General features: G+C 73.0%; 19 protein-coding genes and 2 pseudogenes. 10 read left to right on the forward strand and 11 right to left on the reverse strand.

Going from position 1 to position 21313, the window contains the following annotated elements:
• The coding region (locus KIK08_RS11805; protein ID WP_214403118.1) for an aromatic ring-hydroxylating dioxygenase subunit alpha at nucleotides 1-1341 on the reverse strand (1341 nt) is incomplete at its 3' end.
• 97 nt (nucleotides 1342-1438) lie between these two features.
• Entirely contained in the window at nucleotides 1439-1612 is a 174-nt protein-coding gene (locus KIK08_RS11810) for a hypothetical protein (RefSeq protein WP_214403119.1), read from the reverse strand.
• A gap of 263 nt (nucleotides 1613-1875) precedes the next feature.
• On the opposite strand from KIK08_RS11810, the gene KIK08_RS11815 reads away from it, so the two are divergent.
• Both KIK08_RS11815 and KIK08_RS11820 read left to right on the forward strand, forming a co-directional pair.
• Entirely contained in the window at nucleotides 1876-2334 is a 459-nt protein-coding gene (locus KIK08_RS11815; protein WP_214403120.1) for a pyridoxamine 5'-phosphate oxidase family protein, read from the forward strand.
• A gap of 99 nt (nucleotides 2335-2433) precedes the next feature.
• Complete coding sequence (locus KIK08_RS11820) at nucleotides 2434-3009, forward strand: 2'-5' RNA ligase family protein (protein WP_214403121.1); 576 nt, start codon at nucleotides 2434-2436, stop codon at nucleotides 3007-3009.
• Between the two features lie 551 nt (nucleotides 3010-3560).
• Here KIK08_RS11820 and KIK08_RS11825 read toward each other — a convergent pair.
• The 4 genes and pseudogenes from KIK08_RS11825 to KIK08_RS11835 all read right to left on the reverse strand — a co-directional run bounded on the left by KIK08_RS11825 (nucleotide 3561) and on the right by KIK08_RS11835 (nucleotide 5797).
• Entirely contained in the window at nucleotides 3561-3884 is a 324-nt protein-coding gene (locus KIK08_RS11825) for an alpha-L-rhamnosidase C-terminal domain-containing protein (RefSeq protein WP_214403155.1), read from the reverse strand.
• Between the two features lie 85 nt (nucleotides 3885-3969).
• Nucleotides 3970-4032: pseudogene (locus tag KIK08_RS42230) on the reverse strand (hypothetical protein); the annotation flags it as partial.
• Nucleotides 4026-4262: a hypothetical protein gene (locus tag KIK08_RS11830; RefSeq protein ID WP_214403157.1), complete on the reverse strand. Its 237-nt coding sequence runs from the start codon at nucleotides 4260-4262 to the stop codon at nucleotides 4026-4028. The gene KIK08_RS11830 and the pseudogene KIK08_RS42230, both read right to left, overlap by 7 nt.
• 293 nt (nucleotides 4263-4555) lie before the next feature.
• On the reverse strand, nucleotides 4556-5797 hold the full coding sequence (locus KIK08_RS11835; protein WP_214403122.1) for a glycoside hydrolase family 1 protein: 1242 nt from the start codon (nucleotides 5795-5797) through the stop codon (nucleotides 4556-4558).
• Between the two features lie 238 nt (nucleotides 5798-6035).
• On the opposite strand from KIK08_RS11835, the gene KIK08_RS11840 reads away from it, so the two are divergent.
• The 7 genes and pseudogenes from KIK08_RS11840 (at nucleotide 6036) to KIK08_RS11870 (ending at nucleotide 13860) form a co-directional block, all read left to right on the forward strand.
• The gene (locus KIK08_RS11840; protein ID WP_308257593.1) at nucleotides 6036-7301 is read left to right on the forward strand and encodes an ROK family transcriptional regulator; all 1266 of its coding nucleotides are present in this window, start codon (nucleotides 6036-6038) and stop codon (nucleotides 7299-7301) included.
• Nucleotides 7302-7568: 267 nt separating this feature from the next.
• Complete coding sequence (locus KIK08_RS11845; RefSeq protein ID WP_214403123.1) at nucleotides 7569-8906, forward strand: ABC transporter substrate-binding protein; 1338 nt, start codon at nucleotides 7569-7571, stop codon at nucleotides 8904-8906.
• A 44-nt stretch (nucleotides 8907-8950) separates the two neighbouring features.
• A complete protein-coding gene (locus KIK08_RS11850) occupies nucleotides 8951-9898 on the forward strand; it encodes a carbohydrate ABC transporter permease (RefSeq protein ID WP_214403124.1) in 948 nt (315 codons plus the stop codon).
• Entirely contained in the window at nucleotides 9895-10809 is a 915-nt protein-coding gene (locus KIK08_RS41655; RefSeq protein ID WP_214403125.1) for a carbohydrate ABC transporter permease, read from the forward strand. The genes KIK08_RS11850 and KIK08_RS41655 overlap by 4 nt, the downstream gene beginning before the upstream one ends.
• Nucleotides 10809-11021 (forward strand): annotated as a pseudogene (locus KIK08_RS42235) (DUF5060 domain-containing protein); the annotation flags it as partial. The gene KIK08_RS41655 and the pseudogene KIK08_RS42235, both read left to right, overlap by 1 nt.
• Before the next feature lie 146 nt (nucleotides 11022-11167).
• Nucleotides 11168-11509: a hypothetical protein gene (locus KIK08_RS11865; RefSeq protein WP_214403126.1), complete on the forward strand. Its 342-nt coding sequence runs from the start codon at nucleotides 11168-11170 to the stop codon at nucleotides 11507-11509.
• Between the two features lie 65 nt (nucleotides 11510-11574).
• Nucleotides 11575-13860 (forward strand): alpha-L-rhamnosidase, encoded by a 2286-nt coding sequence (locus tag KIK08_RS11870; RefSeq protein ID WP_214403127.1) that lies wholly within the window; start codon nucleotides 11575-11577, stop codon nucleotides 13858-13860.
• A gap of 205 nt (nucleotides 13861-14065) precedes the next feature.
• Here the strand turns inward: KIK08_RS11870 and KIK08_RS11875 are convergent, their stop codons facing one another.
• The 5 genes from KIK08_RS11875 to KIK08_RS11895 all read right to left on the reverse strand — a co-directional run bounded on the left by KIK08_RS11875 (nucleotide 14066) and on the right by KIK08_RS11895 (nucleotide 19641).
• Nucleotides 14066-15145 (reverse strand): alpha/beta fold hydrolase, encoded by a 1080-nt coding sequence (locus KIK08_RS11875; RefSeq protein WP_214403128.1) that lies wholly within the window; start codon nucleotides 15143-15145, stop codon nucleotides 14066-14068.
• A gap of 101 nt (nucleotides 15146-15246) precedes the next feature.
• Nucleotides 15247-15879, reverse strand: coding sequence for a hypothetical protein (locus KIK08_RS11880; RefSeq protein WP_214403129.1), 633 nt, complete (start codon nucleotides 15877-15879; stop codon nucleotides 15247-15249).
• 90 nt (nucleotides 15880-15969) lie between these two features.
• Nucleotides 15970-17625, reverse strand: coding sequence for a class I adenylate-forming enzyme family protein (locus KIK08_RS11885; RefSeq protein WP_214403130.1), 1656 nt, complete (start codon nucleotides 17623-17625; stop codon nucleotides 15970-15972).
• Between the two features lie 5 nt (nucleotides 17626-17630).
• Complete coding sequence (locus tag KIK08_RS11890) at nucleotides 17631-18599, reverse strand: cyclase family protein (protein WP_214403131.1); 969 nt, start codon at nucleotides 18597-18599, stop codon at nucleotides 17631-17633.
• Nucleotides 18600-18765: 166 nt separating this feature from the next.
• Nucleotides 18766-19641, reverse strand: a complete 876-nt coding sequence (locus tag KIK08_RS11895) for a TetR family transcriptional regulator (RefSeq protein ID WP_214403132.1) — start codon at nucleotides 19639-19641, stop codon at nucleotides 18766-18768.
• 45 nt (nucleotides 19642-19686) lie between these two features.
• Here KIK08_RS11895 and KIK08_RS11900 point away from each other — a divergent pair, with 45 nt between their 5' ends.
• Nucleotides 19687-21306, forward strand: a complete 1620-nt coding sequence (locus KIK08_RS11900) for a class I adenylate-forming enzyme family protein (RefSeq protein ID WP_214403133.1) — start codon at nucleotides 19687-19689, stop codon at nucleotides 21304-21306.
• Nucleotides 21307-21313 lie beyond the last annotated feature (7 nt).

Here is a 21313-nt window from a genome sequence, read left to right on the forward strand (position 1 = left end):
GGGCGCTCCCACCTGCGCCCGACCCGCCCACGGCGACGCCGCGCGCCGTTGCGCGTCGTGGCGGGGCCAGTGCCGCGCCCAGCCGTCGGCCGGCCCGACCGTGTCCACCGCGACCGGTCCGGTCAGCGCGGCGGCCTCCGCGGCGTCGCGCGGGTGCCCGGGCAGCGGGTTGCCGGCCGCGAACGCCTCCAGCGAGCGCAGCAGCAGCCGCCGGTTCGCGGTGATGGCCCGGTCGGACACCCCGAGGCGCTCGACCGTGCGGTCCTGGATCGGCCCCATCGACTCGACCGCCCACTGGTCGTGCACGTTGATGTCCAGGCCCATCCCGGTGTAGGTCAGCTCGCGCTGCTCGGTGGGGTCGAACCCCCAGTCGTTGGACCGGTTCCGCACGGGCCGGTAGTCCGGCAGCGTGACCTCGGCCAACCGCTGCTGCAGCAGCGTCGGCTTGTCGGTCGGCTCGGCGAAGTCGTAGAGCACCATGTACCAGTGGTGGTGCTCGTCGTCGACGGGCACGTGCCACTGGGTGAACACCTTCGTGTTGCCGAACGGGACGGTGAACGCGTTCGGGAACAGCAGGTTGGTGATCCGGACGTGCAGGTGCTCCTCGGTGAGTCGGCGCAGCGCGAACACCCTCAGCCCGTGCTCGGCCGCCTCCACCTCGATGTCCGGTCGGAAGTTCTCGCCGACCAGCGCCGAGAGCTTGCGCCCGGTGCCGGCCACCTCCTCGCTGAACTGCTGCCCGTAGGTCTCCCGCGGGTCCTCCCGCAGGAACCGGTGCAGGAACGACACGTGGCTCGGGTCGATCCCGCCCTCCAGGCCCTGCAGCCAGTTGCAGTCCCACAGCCCCTTGAACGCGAAGGTGTACTCCTCGGGCGCGGTGAAGCAGTCGTAGGCCGGGAACGGCGGGGGATCGCCCGCGCCGAGGTAGGCGAAGACGATCCCGTTGCGCTCCGCGCACGGGTAGCCCGGGATCCGGACCTTCTCGCTGAACCGGCTGTGCTCGGGCTCGGCCGGCTGCTCGCGGCAGCGGCCGTCGGGGCCGTAGAGCCAGCCGTGGTAGAGGCAGCGCAGCCCGCCGTCCTCCAGCCGCCCGTAGGACAGGTCCACGCCGCGGTGCGCGCAGAACCGCCCGACCAGCGCCCACCCGCCGTCGGTCCCGTCGGCACCGGCGGTGCGGAACAGGACCAGGTCCTCACCCAGCAGCCGCACCGCCTTCACCGGGCGTTCCGCCGGCACCTCCGACACGAGCGCGGCCGGTTGCCAGTACGAGCGCAGCAGCCGGCCCAGCGGGGTGCCCGGGCCCGAACGGGTCAGCTTCTCGTTGTCCTCGCGACTCAGCACCGGTGCCTCCTCCAGTCCGGGATCAATATCAGGCACGATTGGATCCACTACAAGCCCGTCCTCCGATCACCGATGGCCGACCGCCGCCGCGCGCGGCCTATCCGGACGTGTGCACCCCGCAGTCGGGCGCGGTCAGCAGGGCGTCCGGGGGCGTGCGCGGTCCGTTGATCAGGGTCGGGCACCGGCAGCCGAGCTCCAGCGCGGCGTCCGAGCCGGGCGGCGGTCGGCCCTCCGCCGGCACCGCCACCGGGTCGTGGTCGTCGGACGACATCGAATCGCCTCCTCCAGCGGTCGTCGCCCGCGCCGGTCGCGCTGCGGCCGGCGCGGGCCCTCGCCCGACCAACGAAGCACGGCGGTGCGGGGACACGGTCCGACGCGGTGGACCCCCCGGCGGGACGAACGTCCTCCTCGACGCCGCCCGAACGACCCGTCTCCCGGGGTCCGACAGCCCGGGCGCGCGGGCGTCGCACGGGGGAGGGTCGGTGTCGGCGGGTCGTGCTCGGGGACCGGCCGCGGACACGGGAGGCGATGGGCATGTCGGGCGGGTACTCGGAGCCGGTGATGGAGGTCCTCGACCCCGACGAGTGCTACCGGTTGCTGGCCACCCAGCAGATCGGTCGGCTCGCGGTCGTCGCCGGGTACTACCCGTTGATCCACCCGGTCAACTACGGCCTGGACCGCGGGGTGGTCGTGATCCGGATGGGGGAGGGGACGAAGCTCACCGCGGCCGACCACGCCAACGTCGCCTTCGAGGTCGACGAGATCGACCGGCGCAGCCGCAGCGGCTGGAGCGTCCTGGTGCGCGGGCTGGCCGAGGAGGTCACCGCCGACCACCGGGCCGAGCTGGTCGCGCGCACCGAGGCCGCTGGGGTGCAGCCCTGGGCGCCCGGCGAGCACGGGCACTGGCTGCGGTTGATCCCGCAGGACATCAGCGGGCGGCGCATTGTCCCGGGCCGGCTCCCTCCGCCGTTCGAGGACGCGGCCTACCTCTGACCTGCCGGGGCGGGCGAGTCCCGTGCGGAGATGGGTGGGAGCCCGCGACCGCGGGCATCCCGGGCGGGATCACCGTCCGTCGCGCCCCGGAGACCCGTGATGACCAACCCGCCGCAGACGGCAGCGCCCCGCTCACCGGGGCAGCGATGCCGCCCGGCCGCGGTGCGCCCGCTGATCGTCACCGCCGTGCTCGCCCCGCGGCTGCAGGAGCGGTTCGACCGGCTGCGGCGCCGGCACTTCCCGGCCGAGCGCAACCACCTCGCCGCGCACGTCACCCTGTTCCACTGCCTGCCCGGGCAGGAGGTGGACGCCGTGGCGTCCGCGCTCGCCGCGGTGACGGACCGCCCGGCCCCGTCCGCCGACGTGGTCGCGGTGCGGTTCCTCGGCCGGGGGGTGGCCTTCGACCTGCGCTCGCCCGAGCTGGACGCGGTGCGGGCCGAACTCGCCGGGCGGTGGGACGCGTTGCTGGTCCCGCAGGACCGGCGCCCGCACCGCCCGCACGTCACGGTGCAGAACAAGGTGGCGCCGGAGATCGCCCGGGCCCTGCACGCCGACCTCGCGGCCGCGTTCGTGCCCGAGACCGCGCCCGTGCCGGCGCTGGAGCTGTCGCGCTACCTCGGGGGTCCGTGGGAGCCGGTCTCGCACCACCCGTTCACCGGAGCCGGGCGGGACTGACCGGGCCCGGCCGAGCACCGCCACTCCGTCGGCGCCGGGCGTCGCGGAGGCCCCGAGCGGCACCGCGGCCTCGACCAGGGCCGTGGTCCGTCGTGGGCAGCGACGGATCTTCCAGCTCGTGCCGATGGTCGGGGTTGGCCGAATGGTCGACCCGTACCCGGACAACGGCCGAGCGCGGATCCGCTGGGCAGCGCAAATTCGCCCGGTACGCCTCTTCCTGCCGGCACCGGGCGCCGCCGACCAGCATGACCCGCCGCCGGCCGCGGCCAGCGCCGGTTTGTGCGCGCCTCAGCAGGTTGGAAAGAGCACTGACGGCACCGACGACACCGGGGTCGAGTCCCAGTGCATCGGTGTAGTACGCGCCGACCGCGAGGCCTGTCGATACCAGCGCGGCGGAGTCGAGGTAGGAGGCCATGCCTGCCAGGACGGTGGTGCGCCACGGGTGGGCGGCGGGGGAGGGGATCCAATGCTCACCGGGTTCTCCTCGTCGAGTGGACCGGGGCCCGCGGGGACGACATGGCACCGCGGACGAGCGGAGTGGGTGAAACGTTTCAGGCGCCGCTCAGCCGGCAGACCCCCGCTGGTCCACCACAGGTTCCCGCAGGGTCGTGGCGTCCCCCGGGTAGGGTGGTCACGGGATGCCCCGGCAGCGCCAGCGTGGCGGTGGCGCCGCGCGGCACCTCCACGGTCATCTCCCAGACCTCGTCGGTGCGCATCCAGGACACGGCCGCCCGGCCGCGGACGGTGTCGTGGGCGATCCTGGCCCAGCGGACCCGGTCGTCCTGCACGGGCGCGACGGTGAGCGCGGACCAGTCCGGTGCGGTGGCGGCGAGCCCGCCGATGCGCTGCTGGATCCACGCCGACGCGGCACCCAGGAAGTAGTTGGTTGAGCGAGCGCGCGGTCACGTCCCAGGACTCCATCAGGGTCTGTGACCCGGCGGCGAACCACGCCCCCCAGCCGGGTCGGGTGCGGCGGATCGCCACGGTGACGGCGAGGTCGGGGCGGCCGAGGTCGGTCAGCACGGGCAGCAGGTGCTTGGCCGCGGCCGCGCCGCAGTCCAGGTGCTCGGCGCACGGTGCTCGACGTCCTCGACTAGCCCCGCGCCCACGGCGACCCGGGCATCGGCGGGCACGGCGTCGAAGGCCAGCGGCAGCACGTTCACCGCTTGGCGGTAGCCGGCCTCCGGCGACCGGTACGTGCCGGACGCGGCGTCGACCGCGAGCACCTCGCCGTCGAGGGTGCACAGTTCCAACTGCCCGTCCGCGTCGCCCGGGCCCGCGTCGGAGCTGGGGGAGACCAGGTCGACCGAGATTGCGGGACCGGGCCGGTGGTGGCGACGGTCTGGCCGAGCCACTGCCCCGCGCCGACCCACTCGACGTGGTCGAAGTCGACCGACCGGGTCGTGCGGGTCGCGGCGTCGGTGCTGCGGCCGATCCACGTCGCGGACCAGCCGACGGGGCGGGATGGGCTACCGGTCGTCACAGTGTCCTCCGAGCGCGGTCTCCCGCGGGTTCTCCAGCGGGCGTGGGGCGGGCGGGACCGTTGTCACCCTCCGCGGAGTGCATCGAGGCGGCCCGTGGCGGCGACCCGGGCGAAGGCGAAGGCGCTGGCCTTCGGGGTCCGGATGAAGTCGTTGCCGCGGTCGACGGCGATGAGCCCGAACCTGGGTCCCCAGCCCGCCGCCCACTCGAAGTTGTCGAAGGCCGACCAGTGCAGGTAGCCGCGCACGTCGACCCCTTCGCGGCGGGCGCGGGCCACGGCCGCGAGGTGGGACTCCAAGTAGTCGAGGCGTTCGTCGTCGTCCTCGGTGGCGATGCCGTTCTCGGTGACGTAGAGCGGCAGGCCGGTCCGGGCGGCGCGGTGCAGCATGGTGGTGAGCCCGTCGGGGTGGACCGCCCAGCCCATCTGGGTGCGCGCGTAGCCGGGCGGCGGCTCGGCGGACAGCGTCGGGGAGTCGGGGTCGACCCACTGCCTGCGGTAGTACTGCACGCCCAGCCAGTCGCCCCCGTCGTACGGGCTGAGGCCGTCCAGGTGGAGATCGACGATCTCGCTGCGCAGGTCGTGGCAGAAGGCTCGGCAGGCCTCGTCGTCGCGGGCCGGGGTCAGCAGCGGCAACTGCACGACGAGGCCGGTCCGGGCCGCGGATTCGTCACGCATGGCGCGCACGGCGGTGTGGTGCGCGTCGAGCAGCACCCGCCCGACGCACTTCCACAGCGTCGGGTTGGAGATCGACGGCGGGTGGTAGCCCTCGAGGTAGCCGTGCAGGGCGATCATCTGGGGTTCGTTGACGGTGCAGACGAAGGGCATGAGCTCGCCCAGCTCCGCGCCGACGTGGCGGCAGTAGCGCTCGAACCGCTCGACGGCGTCGGGGGCGAGCCAGCCGCCGCGGGCGGCGAACCAGCGGGGGAGGGTGAAGTGGTGCAGCGTCACGAACGCCGTCAGCCCCTGGTCGGCCAGCGCGGTGAGCACGCGGCGGTAGTGGGCGATCGCGCTGCGGCTGAGCTCACCGGGTGCGGGTTCGATCCGGGCCCACTCCACCGACAGGCGGTGGCAGTTGTGGCCGAGCGACTTCAGCAGGGCGAAGTCGTCGGCGTAGCGGTGGTACTGGTCGATGCCGTCGCCGGAGGACTCGCGCGCGGGTGCGGCCGGGTCGTGCTCGAAGTCCCACCAGTCGCTGTTGGTGTTGCCGCCCTCGACCTGGTGGGCGGCGGTCGCGCTGCCCCACAGGAAGTCGGCGGGGAAGTCGGCGTCCGCGTTCGCGCGCGCGGAGTCGTCGGTCACGGTCATCAGCGGCTCCCAACGGGCGCTCAGCGACCCTCGCCCCGGCGCTGCGGTAGGTTATGTCCCTGAAGGACATATCTCAACCCTCCGGATCGAAAGCCTGGTCACATGGGTCCGGCGAAGATGCGAGCGGAGCGGGCGACGGGGACCTACGATGTCGTGGGGTCGCGCCGGGTGGCGGGGCTGTAGCGGGGCCATCACCGTCCGAGCGCCTCGACGGCTCGGGACGGAGGGGAGCTGACAGGTGACGGGGCGAGCCGCGCTGGTGCCGTTCGACAGCCTCTTCCCCGTGCTCGACCTGCTGCGTTCGGTCGGCCCCATCACCCGCTCGGAGCTCGTCCGGGCCACCGGGCTGACGCGCAAGGTCGTCTCGCAGCGGGTCGACGAGCTCATCGCCGCCGGGTTCGCCGAGGAGAGCGGGATGGGCCCGTCGACGGGGGGCCGCGCCCCCCGCGAGGTCCGGTTCCGCCCCGGCGAGGCGCACGTCCTGGTGGCCGAGCTCGCCTCCACGAGCATGACCGTCGGGATCGCGGACCTGGGCGGGTCCGTCATCGCCCAGGCGCACGAGGCCGCCGGTGTGGTCGCCGGCCCGGACGCGGCGATCGACCACGTCGAGGAGCTGTTCGACGAGCTGCTGGCGGCCCGCCCGCCCGGCAGCCCGCCCGTGTGGGGCGTCGGCATCGGTGTGCCCGGCCCGGTGGCCACCGCGACCGGGCGCCCGGTCGGAGCGCTGTCCATCCCGGAGTGGGCGCAGTACCCGGTCCGCGAGCGGCTCGCGGCGCGCTACGACGTCCCGGTGTGGGTGGAGAACGACGCCAACCTGATGGCGCTGGGCGAGCTGCGGGCCGGGATCGCGCGCACCCACCGCGACGTGCTGTTCATCGAGATCGCGGACGGCATCGGCGGAGCCGTGGTGGCGTCCGGGGAGCTGCACCGCGGCGCACTGGGCTTCGCCGGCGAGTTCGGGCACATCGTCGTCGACCCCGCGGTGACCGAGCGGTGCTGGTGCGGCCGGACCGGGTGCCTCACCCAGGTCGCCGGCGGTCGGGCACTCGCGCGGCAAGGGCAGCTGGCCGCGCGCGAGGGCCGCAGCCGGATCCTCGCCGCGATCGCCGCCCAGGGCCGGCGGATATCGGCCCGCGAGGTCTTCACGGCCGCGGCGGCGGGCGACCCGGTCAGCGCGCAGATCCTCACCCGGGCCGGCGAACACCTCGGAGCGGTGACGGCCGTGCTGGTCAGTGCGTTCAACCCCTCGTTGGTCCTGGTCGACGCCGGGTTCGTCAGCATCGACGACCCGCTCGTGGCCGCGTTCCGCGCCACCGTCCTGGACCGGTGCCTGCCCGCGGCGGGAGGCCTGCAGTTCGCGGTCTCGCCGCTGGGCAACTCCGCGGGGCTCATCGGCGCAGCCTTCACCGTCGTCGACGCCCTGTTCTCCGCGCGCCACCTCGATCAATGGTGCGCTCAGGGCAGCCCGGTCGGCCTGGCGGACGTCATCCACAAGAATCCGTAGCTCTGATCCGGTCGGGCCCGCTGCGGCTGCATCGCCTTGACTTCCGTCCCTGAGGGTCGTAAGTTTCGGCGCGCTGAGTCGGCACTGTGATCTGCATTTCAGTAGGCGGTGCTCTCCGTCGCCGCCGGCGTCCAGCGGTGGTCGCTCCCAGCCGGGTCACACCTCCTGCTATCCGTCCGTCGCGGCACTGCCACCACTGGTCACCGGCGGACCGCTGCAGCCGAATTGAATCGTTTCAACAGTCGATGGGGACTTTGGAGGCGCGTCATGGCAGCTAGAACGGCCACCGGCCGGCCACGGATCGGAGTGCTGCTCGCCGCGGCCGCCGTCCTGGCCTCGACCGCCTGCAGCGCGGGGAGCCTCGGCTCCAGCGGCGGGACCGAGGACGGCACGGTCACGCTCACGTTCCAGTTCGGCAACGAGCCTCCGGCCTCGTTGATCGGCCAGGCGCTGGCCGACGACTTCATGGCGGCCAACCCCGACATCCGGATCGAGACCGAGACCCGCCCGGGCGGCACCGAGGGCGACAACATCGTCAAGACGCGCCTGGCCACCGGCGACATGACCGACCTGTTCGCCTACAACTCCGGCTCGCTCTTCCAGGCCATCAACCCCCAGCAGCAGCTCGCCCCGTTGACCGACGAGCCGTGGGTGGGCAGCCTGGAGGAGCAGTTCCGCAACTCGGTGACCGCCGGTAACGGGGTCTACGGGGCGCCGTTCGGGTCCAGCTTCGCCGGTGGCGTGCTCTACAACCGCAACGTCTACCAGCAGCTCGGCCTCCAGGTCCCGACGACCTGGGAGCAGTTCATGGCCAACAACGCGTCCATCGAGGCGGCCGGGATCGACCCGGTGATCCAGACCTACGGGACCACCTGGACCTCCCAGCTGTTCGTGCTCGCCGACTACCACAACCTCACCACCGAGGTGCCGACGTTCGCCGAGGACTACACCGCCAACAAGGCGAAGTACGCGACCACCCCGGCGGCGGTGCAGGGCTTCCAGCACCTGCAGGACGTGCACGACGCGGGCTACCTCAACGAGGACTTCGCCTCGGCCACCTTCGAGGACGGACTGCGCCAGGTCGCCGCCGGTGAGGGTGCGCACTTCCCGATGTTGACCGTCACCGTGGCGACGATGGTGGAGAACAGCCCGAACGCCGCCCAGGACGTCGGCTTCTTCGCTCTGCCCGGCAACGACGCGGCCGAGAACGGGATCACGGCGTGGCTGGCCGCCGGGGTCTACGTGCCCACGACCACCGCCGAGGACAGCGCGAAGTTCGAGGCCGCCAAGCGGTTCCTGGCCTTCATCGCCAGTCCCGCGGGCTGCGAGTCGGCCACCAGGGTCGCGCCGCCGGCCGGCCCGTACCCGGTCGAGGGGTGCACGCTCCCGGCCGACGTCCCGCAGGCGGTCAAGGACGTGCAGCCCTACTACGACCAGGGCGCGTCCAGCCCCGCCCTGGAGTTCGTCTCCCCGGTCAAGGGCCCTTCGCTGCAGCAGATCACGGTCGAGGTCGGTTCGGGCATCCGCTCGGCCGCCGACGCCGCCGCGCTCTACGACCAGGACGTGGAGAAGCAGGCCCAGCAGCTCGGCCTGCCCGGCTGGTAGCCGCAGCGGGGGAGCCGGGCGAAGCGATCGAGAGGACGAAGGACGTGGCAGGGACGCCGACAACGACGACGACGTCGCCCCCGCCGGTGCCGACCGCCCCCGGGGGCAGGTCCGGCTCGGCCGGGAAAGGCCGGACCGCAGGCAGCCGGTACCCGTACTGGTTCTACCTGCCGGCAGCGGTGCTCTACACGGTGCTGTTCGTCCTACCGACGTTCGCGTCGTTCTTCTTCGCGCTCACCCGCTGGCGCTTGATCGATTTCCAGTTCATCGGGTTCGACAACTTCGTGCTGTTCTTCCGCGAGCCCGCACTGGTGACCGGCCTGGTCAACACGATCATCTTCGGCGTCGTCACGTCAGCGGCGAAGGTCGTGCTGGGGCTGCTGCTGGCGGTGCTGCTGACCTCGCACATCATCGGCCGCGGCCTGCTGCGCTCGCTGGTGTTCTTCCCGGTGCTGGTCAGCACCATCGGCGTCGGCATCACCTTCACCGTGCTGATGGACCCGTTCGACGGGCTGTTCAACCAGGTGCTCGGCGCGGTGGGGGTGGACGGGCCGGGGTGGCTGACCGACCCGTCGCTGGCGCTGCTGTCGGTCGCGGCGGTCGACGTGTGGAAGGGCGTGGGCCTGGCGACGGTGATCTACATCGCCGGCATCGTGTCGATCCCGTCGGAGTACTTCGAGGCCGCCGAGGTCGACGGGGCCGGATCGTGGCGGCGGTTCCGGAGCATCACGCTGCCGCTGGCCCGGCCCGCCACGGTGACGGTCATCATCCTCTCGCTGATCGGCGGGCTGCGGTCGTTCGACCTGATCTGGGCGATGACCCGGGGCGGGCCGGGGTTCACCTCCGACGTGATCGCCTCGGTGATCTACAAGCAGTACCAGGCCGGCTTCTTCGGCCTGTCCACCGCCGGCAACGTCGTGCTCTTCCTCGTCGTGACCGCCATCGTGCTGCCGCTGTTCTGGTGGCTCAACCGCAAGGAGGTCGAGCTGTGACGACGACCCCCGCCGCGCAGCGGCCCGCCGGGGCGCTGGACCGGGCGGCCGCGGGGGAGCCGGCGAATCCCGCCAAGCGCACCAACCGGCAGCGCCCGAACTACTGGCTGTCCGCGGTCGCGATCGTGCTCTTCGTCGTCGTCTTCCTGGTCCCGTTCGCCTTCGTCGTGGTCACCGCGGTCAAGTCGGGACCGGAGGCCTCGCAGCTGAGCTTGTCGTGGCCGAGCGAGTGGCGGATCGTGGAGAACTTCTGGGCGGTGGTCGAGGCCCGCGACTACCTGCTCGTCATCGCGTTCATCAACAGCACCATCCTCACCGTGGCCAGCGTCGCGCTCATGGTCGTGGTCTCGGCGATGGCCGCGTTCGTGCTGCAGCGGCGGGCGAGCCGGTGGAACGGGCTGATCAACTTCCTGGTGCTGTCCGGTCTGATCATCCCCCCGGCCGTCGTGCCCACGATCTGGGTGCTGCAGGGGCTCGGGCTGTTCCGGACGATGGTCGGGCTCATCCTGATCGAGATCGCGTTCGGGATCTCGTTCTGCATCCTGCTGTTCCGGGCGTTCATCTCCACGATCCCGCGCGAGCTCGACGAGGCCGCGACCGTCGACGGGGCCGGTCCGGTGCGGGTGTTCTTCCAGGTCATCTTCCCGCTGCTGCGCTCGGTGATCGTCACCGTGGTCGTCGTGCAGTCGGTGGTCGTGTTCAACGACTTCGTCAACCCGCTGTACTTCCTGCCGGGCGAGCGCAACGCCACCGTCCAGCTGACCCTGTTCAACTTCCAGAGCCAGTTCAACACCCAGTACCACCTGCTGTTCATGAACATCCTGCTGATCACGGTCCCGCCGCTGGTCATGTTCATCTTCTTCAACCGGCGCATCGTGGCCGGGATGACCAGCGGCGCGATCAAGGGCTGATGCGCGTGACCGACGCTGGTACCCCGGGCCCGGTCGCCTGGCGGGAGTTCGAGGTCCGGGTCGCGCTCGCCGACCCGCCGGCCGACCCCTACACCGGGGTCGAGCTGTGGGCGGACTTCGCGCACGAGTCCGGGCGGGTGCTGCGTCGCCCGGCGTTCTGGGACGGCGGGGCCGAGTTCGCCGTGCGCTTCGCCGCGCCCGAGCCGGGCCGGTGGACGTGGTCGTGGCGCGGAACGGGCGAGGTCGAGGGCGCCCGTGAGGGCGCCGTGGACGTCGTGGCCGGCGAGGCCTGTGGCAGTGGCGCCTGCACGGCGCCGAACCCCGCCACGCACCCTCCTTCCTGGCCGAGGGGCACCGGGTGCGCGAGGCGCTCGACTTCGAGGGCTCCACCTATGTCGGGCTCGTGCCCCGGATCCTGGCCGGCCTGCCCACCACCGATATGGAGCCGGACTGGACCAGCGCCGTCGCGGCCCGCGGCCTACGCATACCGGGAAAGTTCCTGCTCGTCTACCGCGAGGCGGGGGGACCGGTCCGGATCACCGACGACTCGGTCCCGCTGCCCTTCACCGTCCTCGACCCCCGCACCGGGGAGGTCGTGGCCACCGGCCGGAGGCGGGAGCGCGCCGATCCCGTCCCCGACCCCGGCGGCGGCCCGCGCGTCTACCTCTGCGCGGAGGACGGCGTCCACCAGCCGGGCTGAACCCGGTGGTGACGCCCCGGTGCACGTCGGGGCGAGTCCAATCGATACCGGGCGGGAACGCCCAGATGGGGGAGACGGCCATGCCGCCGACCTGGCACGTCACGATGATCGGGCCCGACGACGACTTCCACGGCGCGCCCCTGCTGCGCGCGGAGTTCGCGCCCGACCCCGGGCACGACGAGGTGACCGGAGCCGTCCTGCACGCGACGGCCCGCGGGGTGTTCACCGCGTTCGTGGGCGGGGCCCCGGTGTCCGACGAGGTGCTGAGCCCGGGCTGGACGAGCTACGAGTGGCGCCTGCGCTACCGGACCTACGACGTCACCGAGGCCGTGCGGGCCGCGGGCGACACGGTGGTCGTCGGGATGGCGCTGGGCAACGGCTGGTACCGCGGCCGGCTCGGGTGGGGCGACAAGCGCGCGATCTACGGCTCCGAGCTGGGCGCGCTGGCCCAGCTGGAGATCACCTTCGCCGACGGCCACACGCAGACCGTCGGCACCGACGACACCTGGCGCGCGGGCCCGTCAGCGGTGCTGGCGAACGACCTCTACGACGGCCAGACCATCGACGCCCGCCTGGTCGAGGACGCCTGGCTGCGGCCCGGCTTCGCGGCCGAGGGCTGGATCGGGGTGCACGCCCAGGAGTTCGACGCCGCCATCTTGCAGCCCTACCTCGGCCCGGTGGTGCGCCGCCAGCAGGAGGTGGCGCCGACCCGGATCTGGACCTCGCCCGCCGGCCGGACGCTGGTCGACTTCGGCCAGAACCTGGTCGGTTGGCTGCGTGTCGCCGTGCGCGGCGAGGCCGGCGCGACGATCACCGTCCGGCACGCCGAGGTCCTCGAGGACGGCGAGCTGGGCACCCGCCCGCTGCGCTCGGCGCGGGCCACGGACCGGTTCGTGCTCTCCGGCGGCGACGACGTCTTCGAGCCGACGCTGACCTTCCACGGCTTCCGCTACGCCGAGCTCGACGGCTGGCCGGGCGTGCCGTCGACCGACGCGCTCACGGCCGTGGTCGTGCACTCCGACCTGCGCCGCACCGGCCGCTTCCGGTGCTCCGACGAGCTCGTCAACAAGCTGCACGACAACGTCGTGTGGGGCACCCGCGGCAACTTCCTCGACGTGCCGACCGACTGCCCGCAACGCGACGAGCGCATGGGCTGGACCGGCGACATCGCCGCGTTCGCGCCGAGCGCGGCATTCCTCTACGACGTGGCCGACTTCCTGGGCGACTGGCTGCTCGACGTCGACGCCGAGCAGCGCGCGGCCGACGGGCTGGTCCCGTACGTCGTGCCCGACGTGCTCAAGCACAACCCCCCGCGCAACCTGGGCGCCCAGGAGAGCACCGCCGTCTGGGGCGACGCCGCGGTCTGGGTGCCGTGGGCGCTGTGGCAGGCCTACGGTGACCGCGAGGCGCTGGCCAGGGCCTACGGCGCGATGGCCGCGCACGTCCGACGGGTCGAGACGCTGCTGTCCGACACCGGGCTGTGGGACACCGGCTTCCAGTTCGGCGACTGGCTCGACCCGACCGCCCCGCCCGACGACCCGATCCGCGCCAAGGCCGACAACGGCGTCGTCGCCACGGCCTGCCTGTACCGCAGCGCCCGGACCGCGGCGGACACCGCCGCACTGCTCGGGCACGGCGAGGACGCCGAGCACTTCGCCGACCTGGCCGAGCGGACGCGCACCGCGTTCACGAAGCACTACGTCGGCGGCGACGGGCGCATCCACAGCGACGCCGTCACCGCCCACACCCTGGCCATCCACTTCGGGCTGCTCGACGACCGGACCCGCATGCTGGCCGGCGACCGGCTGGCCGCGCTGGTGGCCGACAGCGGCCACCGCATCGCCACGGGCTTCGCCGGCACGCCGTACGTGTGCGACGCGCTCGTGGAGACCGGGCACCTCGACGACGCCTACCGGCTGCTGCTGCAGCGGGAGTGCCCGTCGTGGCTCTACCCGGTGACGATGGGCGCGACCACCGTGTGGGAGCGGTGGGACTCGATGCTGCCCGACGGCAGCATCAACCCCGGCCAGATGACCAGCTTCAACCACTACGCCCTCGGCGCGGTCGCGGACTGGCTGCACCGCACCGTGGGCGGGCTCGCCCCCGCCGAGCCCGGCTACCGGACCGTCCGCGTCGCCCCTCGCCCGGGTGCGGGTCTGACCTGGGCCGAGACGTCGCTGGAGACGGCGCACGGACTGGTCGCGGTGGCGTGGCGGCTCGACCCGTCGGGCGCGCTGGACGTCGAGGTCGTCGTGCCCGACGGCGTGCGCGCCGAGATCGACGTGCCCGGCGTCGAGCCCACCCGGGTGGGCGCGGGGCGGCACCGGTTCCACGCCGCGGGCGCGCGCTGAGCTCCCCGCTCGGGCCGCGCCTGCTGGCAGTGCCCCGTCGGGGCCTGCACGTGCCGGACCCACACCGCGGAACACGCTTCACAGCCGGCATCTCGGGACGTGTCCGGGGTCGCGGGCAGGGCATCGGGACGCCTGGGTGGATGCCCTGCCCGTTGAGGAGACTGGCATGCCTGCGTCGAGCAGCGGGGCCGGCGCAGGCGATACCTCACACCGGTGAGGTCAGCAGCTCGGTGAGGTGGTCGTCGACCTCCTTGAGGTAGCTGGGCTCGAAGCCGAACAGGCCGAAGTGGCCGGCGATCGAGTGCAGCACCCGCAACTCGGAGTTCGGGGTGAGCTCCTGCTCGGCGCGGACGTCGCGGACCGGGAAGAACATGTCCTCGTCGATCGGCATCGCGAAGACCTTGGCCGTGATCCGGCCGAGCGCCGCGGCGAGGTCGCCGCCGGTGTTGCGGGAGACGTCGCCGCGCTGCCACTTCCAGCCCTGCAGCAGCAGCGAGTTCGGGTCCATCGCGCCGAACACGGTGCGGATGAACCGGTCCTTGAACTCGATCTCGGTGTCCCAGGTGACGTCGGGCAGCTCGATGCCGCGCCAGAACTCGGTCTTCCAGAACTCGGTGGACAGGCCCATGACCGCCCACAGGTCGGCGTGCCGTTCGAGCCCGCGCGCGACGTCGGTGTTGGAGGTGTACTCGCCGCCGTTCCAGCCGGGGTCGTCGGTGATGACGTCGAGCAGGGTCTGGGTGAACAGGAAGTCGTGCGGGGTGTTGCGGGCGGTGCCGGCGATCGGGGCCGCGCGGGCCACCTTCTCCGGGAACCGGACCGCCCACTCCCAGGTCTGCTGGGCGCCCATCGAGCCGCCGACGACGGCGTGCAGGCGCTCGATGCCGAACTCCTCGCGCAGCAGCTGCTCCTGGGCGCGCACGTCGTCGCCGATACGGACCTTCGGGAACCTCGACATCGAGATCGCGCTGTTGGCGCCGTCGGCGTTGTGCGGGGAGGTCGACAGCCCGTTGCCGATCTGGTTGACCACGACGATGAAGTACTTGTCCGGGTCGAGCGCGCGACCCGGACCGATGTAGACGAGCTCCCAGGTCTGCTGGGTGCCGGAGAACCAGGTCGGGATGAGGATCGCGTTGTCCTTGGCCTCGTTCAGCCTGCCGTGGGTGGCGACGGCGAGCTGCAGGTCGGGGATGACCCCGCCCTCCTCCAGATGGAACTCGCCGAGGCTGTGCAGCGCGTAGGCGCCCTGGACCTCGGGTGTGTAGAACGGGTTGCTCAGTGCCATGGAAAGCCTCTCTGCTCAACGCGGCCTGGTGCCGGCGGCCCCGGTGGTCCGGTGCGCCGATGTCGACGCCGTCGATTCTGACGCCGGGAGCGGCGAAGTCATCAGCTCCGACCGCGCCGGCCCCGCCCTCCGGGGAGCTGACCCGGGGCCTCGACGGGGTGCACCGGCGCGTCGCTCGCGTCGAGCTCGGGGCGGTGGTCGGTGCCGGTGAGCGTGCGGTGCCGGTGCAGGGTGAGGTCGAGCTGCGCGGCGAGCCGCGGGACGGAGGCGGGGGACAGGTAGGCCTCGGCGCCGGCGTCCAGCATCCGCCGCACCGGGCCCTGGTAGCTGACGCCGAGCTCGTCGTCGTCGATCTCGGTCACCACGATGCGGGCCTTCGGGAACTGCGCGCGCAGGCCGCCGATCAGCTGCGGGCTGGCCGGCGGCACCAGCACGACGTCGGCAGTCGGCGGGGCGGCGCGAAGGTCGAGCACGATGTAGTCCGGGCCGAGCTCGGCGGACAGCGCCGCCCTCGCCGCCGCGGAGAGCCGCATCGCGGTGGCGACGACCAGCACGTTCGGGTCGTCGCCGGTCGGCCCGCCGACGGCCTCGGACGCCGCCCGGGTGGCGCGGATCGTGGCGATCGGGTCGCCGTCGCGGGTGACGAGCAGCTCCGCGCCGGGGGCGAGGGCGTCCAGGAGCCCGACGACGTCGTCGGGCAGGTGCGTCACGTCGATCCGCCGCGGCTCGGTCATGGTGCCCCGAGTGTGCCGCGCGCGGCCCGGCCGGTGGGTGGCGGGGACGCCGGCGCCGGTGCCGGCGTCCCCGTCGATGGTGGCCGGCGGTCACCGGCGGGTGCGCAGCTCCCGGCGCAGGACCTTGCCGCTGACCGTCTTCGGGATCTCGTCGAGGACCTCGACCTGGCGCGGGTACTTGTAGGCCGCCATCCGCTCCTTCGCGAAGGCGATGATCTCCTCGGGCGTCGCGGTGGCGCCGGCCCGGAGCGAGACGAAGGCCTTCACCGTCTCGCCCCGGTACTCGTCCGGCACGCCCACCACGGCGGCCTCGCGGACCGCGGGGTGCTCGTAGAGGACGTCCTCGACCTCCCGGGGCCAGATCTTGTAGCCGCCCGCGTTGATCTGGTCCTTCTTGCGGTCGACGATGTAGAACCAGCCCTCGGCGTCCATGTAGCCCACGTCGCCGGTGTGCAGGACACCGCCGGGCAGCGCCTTCGCCGTCTCCTCCGGCTTGTTCCAGTACCCGGCCACCACCTGCGGGCCGGCGGTCACCAGCTCGCCGGTCTCGCCGACGGGCAGCTCGTTGCCCTCGTCGTCGACGATCCGCACGACGGTGTCGTAGACGGGCACGCCGACCGACAGCGCCCCGGAGGCCGGGTCGACGGGGGCCTCGGCGTGGAAGGGCACCCCGTGCGACGGCGACGTCGTCTCGGTCAGGCCGTAGATGTTGTGGATGTAGTGGCCGAACGCCGCGCGGAAGGCCTCGACCGTGCTCGGCGGGATGGGGGCGCCGCCCGAGTAGACCTTGGTCAGGGTGGCCAGCTTGGACTTCTCGGCGTTGGGCGCGTTCATCAGCGCGATGAACACCGTGATGGAGCCGACGGTGAAGGTGGCCCCCTCGGCCTCGGCGACGTCGAGGGTGAGCGCGGGGTCGAGCCGGTGCATGAGCACCAGCGGGGCGCCGGTCAGCAGCGAGATGGCGATGTGGCCGACCAGGCCGGTGATGTGGAACAGCGGCGCGATGCCCAGGACGACGTCATCGGGCCCGATCCCGATCCAGTCGCGGTAGGTCTGGGCGTTGAACACGACGTTGCGGTGCGTGGTCATCGCGCCCTTGGGCGGGCCGGTGGTGCCCGAGGTGTAGGTCAGGAACGCGATGTCGTCCGGGCCGAGCGAGACCCGCGGCGGTGCGGTGTCGCGGTGGGTCCGCAGGAGGTCGAGCAGGTCGATCGTGCCGGGGCAGCTCAGCCGCTCGACGCCGGCGAACACCGCGGGCTCGTCGCGGGTCCGGAAGTCCAGCTCGGAGGTGGTGACCACGGTGCGGACCGCGGAGTCCGCCAGCACGTGCGCCGCGACGTCGCGGTGCAGCGACTGCAGCGCGACCAGGACGGTCGCCCCGGAGTCGGCCAGCAGTTCGGCCAGCTCGCGCTGCTTGTTCATCGGGTTGATCGAGACGGCGATCCCGCCGGCCTTCCAGGTCCCGACCTGGGCGATGACGAACTGCGGCACGTTCTGGGCGAAGATGGCGACCCGCTCGCCGGGCCGGAAGCCCTCGGCGGTGATGCCCGCGGCGAAGGCGTCGGTGAGCCGGTCGAGCTCGGCGAAGCTGATCCGGCCGTCGAAGTAGCGCAGGGCGTCGGCGTCCGGGACCCGGGCGACCGTCGCCCGGAACATCGCCAGCGCGGAGTCGTACTCGGGGGTGAGGGAGGCGGGCTGGCCCTCGTCGTAGCGGGCCAGCCAAACCTTGTCGTCGTAGGCGGACACGGCGGTCAGCGGATCGCGATCGGGTTGACCGGGGCGCCGGTGCCGTGCACGACCTTCAGCGGCGCGGCCGCGTAGAGGAACGACCAGCGGTTGTCCGCGGCGCAGGCGTCGGCGAGGTCGTCGAGCCAGGCGATCTCGGTGAGGGTGACCCCGAGGTTGCGCATGAGGGCGCAGTGCAGCGGCAGCGCGACCCCGGAGTTCGGGTCGGCGGTGACCTCGTTGGCGATCGTGTCGGTGACCAGGTTCGGGATCTCCCGCTGCTGGAACCACTCGACGAGCTCGCGGGAGTAGGTCAGGCCCGGCTCGATGAAGCCCTCGTAGAACTTCTCCGCGTCGTCGAGCTCGTACCAGTACTTCATCCACCCGGTGCGGATGACGAGCACGTCGTGCGGCTCGATCTCGACGCCCTGCTGCCGCGCGGCGGCTTCGAGGTCGTTGTGGTCGAACGTCTCGCCCTTGTCGAGCCACGGCTTGCCGCGGTGGCGGGCCATGTCGATCAGTACGCCCCGACCGACGACGCCCTTCTCGGCGATCGGCAGCACCGAGGCCTTCTCCATGGCGCCGATGGTGGTGCGGGCGTCGTAGCCGTTCCAGAGCTGGCCGTCGTACCAGACGTGGCCGAGCGCGTCGTACTGCGTCGAGCCCTGCAGGAAGATCTGGGCGGTGTCGTCGGCGTAGTGCAGCCCACCGGGGAAGGCCGGGGCGTCGTCGCGGTCCCAGGTGGACTCGTCGAGCTCGTTCTGCCGCGACATCGGCTTGCGGCCCGGCCAGATGGGGTCGCCAGGGCTCTCGGTGCGGCCCATCTGGATCTGCAGGGTGAACACCTCGCCCGACCGGACGTGCCGGACACCGCGGAGCACCTCGGCGGCGTCGAGGTAGTTCAGGGCGCCGAGCTCGTCGTCGGGGCCCCACTTGCCCCAGTTCTTCGGGGCGTCCTCACCGAGGAGTTCGCGCATGGCTGGGGCTTCGGACATCGTCGTCTCCTCCGCGGGGCGGAACAGGGGCACGGATCGTCAGAACGTTCGGTCGGTTCGAGATCCGGATGATGCGTCAGGGTGACCGCCGCGTCAACCCCGACCACCTGGTCGGACAGCTGACAGCGGAGGCCGGCCGGGGACGGGCTCGGGGCGCCCGCGGAGTTCAGTAGGGCTGAACTTCGGCCTCCGGACGGTCGGGTCGCAGCATGTCCAGGGCGAGGGCGGCGTAGCGGGCCGCGAGCCGCGCCGCGTCGGCCGGGCCGCGCGGGCCGGCCTCGTGCGACCAGTAGGGCAGGGCGAGGCACATCGTCGTGATGGCCCGGGTGACCGTGGGCAGGTCGTCGCCCGCCCCGGGGCCGGCGACGCGCGCGGCGGCCGCGTCGAGCACGTCCTGCACCCGGCGCCGGACGCCCGCGAGCCGGGTGCGGTGGGGTTCCTCGACGCTGCGCATCTCGGTGAGGACCAGGTGGGCCAGCTCCGCGCGTTCGAGGTGGAAGAGGGCGAGCGCCTCGACCGCGTTCGCCAGCGCCCGCGCCGGCGCGTCGGCCTCGTCGTGCGCCGCGGTGACGCGCCGGTGCAGGTCGGCCAGGGCGAGGTCGAGCAGGGCGACGAGGAGCAGCTGCTTGCTCGGGTGGTGGTGGTACATCCCGGCGATGCTGATGCCGGCGCCGGTGGCGATGACCCGCATCGTCGCGCCGTGGTAGCCCGTCTCGTTGAACACCTCCACCGCGGAGCCCAGCACGGGGTCGAGGGCCAGCGGCCCGAACTCGCGCCAGCTCGACGCGGGGGAGGGCGGCGGCCCCACCGGCGGCGGCCCTGGCCGGGGTGGCGCCGTCGGTTCGAGCAGCTCACCGGCGGTGACGCCGAGGCGCTGGGCGATGCGCTGCAGCCGGTCGACGGTGAGGCCGACCTTGCCGTTCTCGATGGCGCTCATCGTCCCCGCGCTGACGCCGAGGTCGGCGGCGAGCTGGCGGAGGGTGAGGCCGGCCCGCCTGCGGGCGAGCCGGACCCCCGCTCCCCCCACCGGTTGTTCAGGCACGCTGAACATCGTAGGGGCCCGGCCGCTGACCGTAGACTCCGCCGGGTGCGGCCGACCTCAGCGCCCGATGCCCCAACGGCCGAGTCGCCCCTCGCCCTCTTCACCGCCGCGGTGCACGCCGACCCGGCCGGGCCGGCCCTGCACTACTTCGACACGACGCTCAGCTGGTCCGAGCTCGACGACGCCTCCGACGCCCTCGCCGCGTTGCTGGTCGCCCGCGGGTTCGGCGAGGGCGACCGGCTCGCGCTGTACCTGCAGAACAACCCCGCCTTCGTGGTGGGCCTGCTCGCCGCCTGGAAGGCCGGCGGCATCGCCGCGCTGATCAGCCCGATGAGCAAGGCGGGCGAGCTCGACTTCGCCCTGCGCGACTACGCCCCGGCCGCGTTGCTGGCCCTCGACGACCTCTACGAGGACGTGGTCCGCGAGGTGCTGCGCCAGGGCGACGTGGGCATCCACACCGTCGTCACGGTCTCGCCGCTGGACCAGCAGACGCGCACCGACGCCCGGCTCTTCGCCGGCGCCGGCCGTCGCCGCCCCGGCGACGCGCTCGACCTGGGTGCGCTGGTCGCGTCGTTCTCCGGGCCGGGTCCCGCCCGCCGGTCGCCCGCGGCCCGCGACGCCGCCGTCCTCGCTCCCACCTCGGGCACGACCGGCGAGCCCAAGGCCGCGGTCCTCACGCACGGCAACCTGGCCTTCAACGCGCGGACCTACCGGACGTGGACGGGCCTGGAGGTGGGCGAGCCGGTACTGGCGATGGCCCCCGTGTTCCACGTGACCGGGCTGGTGGGTGCCCTGCTGCTCGGGTTCGCCGTCCGGTCGCCCGTCGTGCTGACCCACCGATTCCACCCCGGGGTGGTGCTCGACGCGATCCGACGGTGGCGGCCGGCCTTCACCGTCGCCCCGATCACCGCCTACATCGCGCTGGCCGAGCAGCCGGGCCTGTCGGCGGCCGACCTGGCCCCGCTGCGGCTGCTGTGCTCGGGCGGCTCCCCGCTCGTCCCGGAGGTCGCCGACCGGCTGGAGGCGCTGCTCGGTCGCTACATCCACAACGTCTACGGCCAGACCGAGGCCTCCTCGCCCACGCACATGGTTCCGCGGGGGACCCGGGCGCCGGTCGACCGCGACACCGGGGTCCTGTCGGTGGGCGTGCCGGTCGCCGACACCGTGGTGCGCGTCGTGGACGACGACGGGCGCGCCCTGCCGCCCGGGCAGATCGGTGAGCTGGTCAGCGCGGGCCCGCAGATCGCGCCGGGCTACTGGCGCCGGCCGGACGAGACGGCCACCGCGTTCGTCGACGGGGCGCTGCGGACCGGTGACGTCGGCTTCGTGGACGCCGACGGCTGGTTCTACGTGGTCGACCGCAGCACCGACCTGATCAACGCGGCCGGCTTCAAGATCTGGCCGCACGAGGTCGAGCAGGTGCTCGCCGGGCACCCCGCGGTCGGCGAGGCCGCGGTCGTCGCGATCGCCGACGACTACCGCGGCCAGTCCACCCGGGCCTACGTCGCCCTGCGGCCGGGCGGTGCCGCGAGCGAGGCCGAGCTGATCGACTACTGCCGCGGCCGGATGGCCGCCTACAAGTACCCGCGCGAGGTCGAGATCGTGAGCGCGCTGCCGCGCTCGGTGACGGGCAAGCTGCTGCGCCGCCGGCTGCGCCGGAGCTGATCCGCTC

The sequence above is a fragment of the Pseudonocardia lacus genome (assembly GCF_018531445.1).
Taxonomy (GTDB): domain Bacteria; phylum Actinomycetota; class Actinomycetes; order Mycobacteriales; family Pseudonocardiaceae; genus Pseudonocardia; species Pseudonocardia lacus.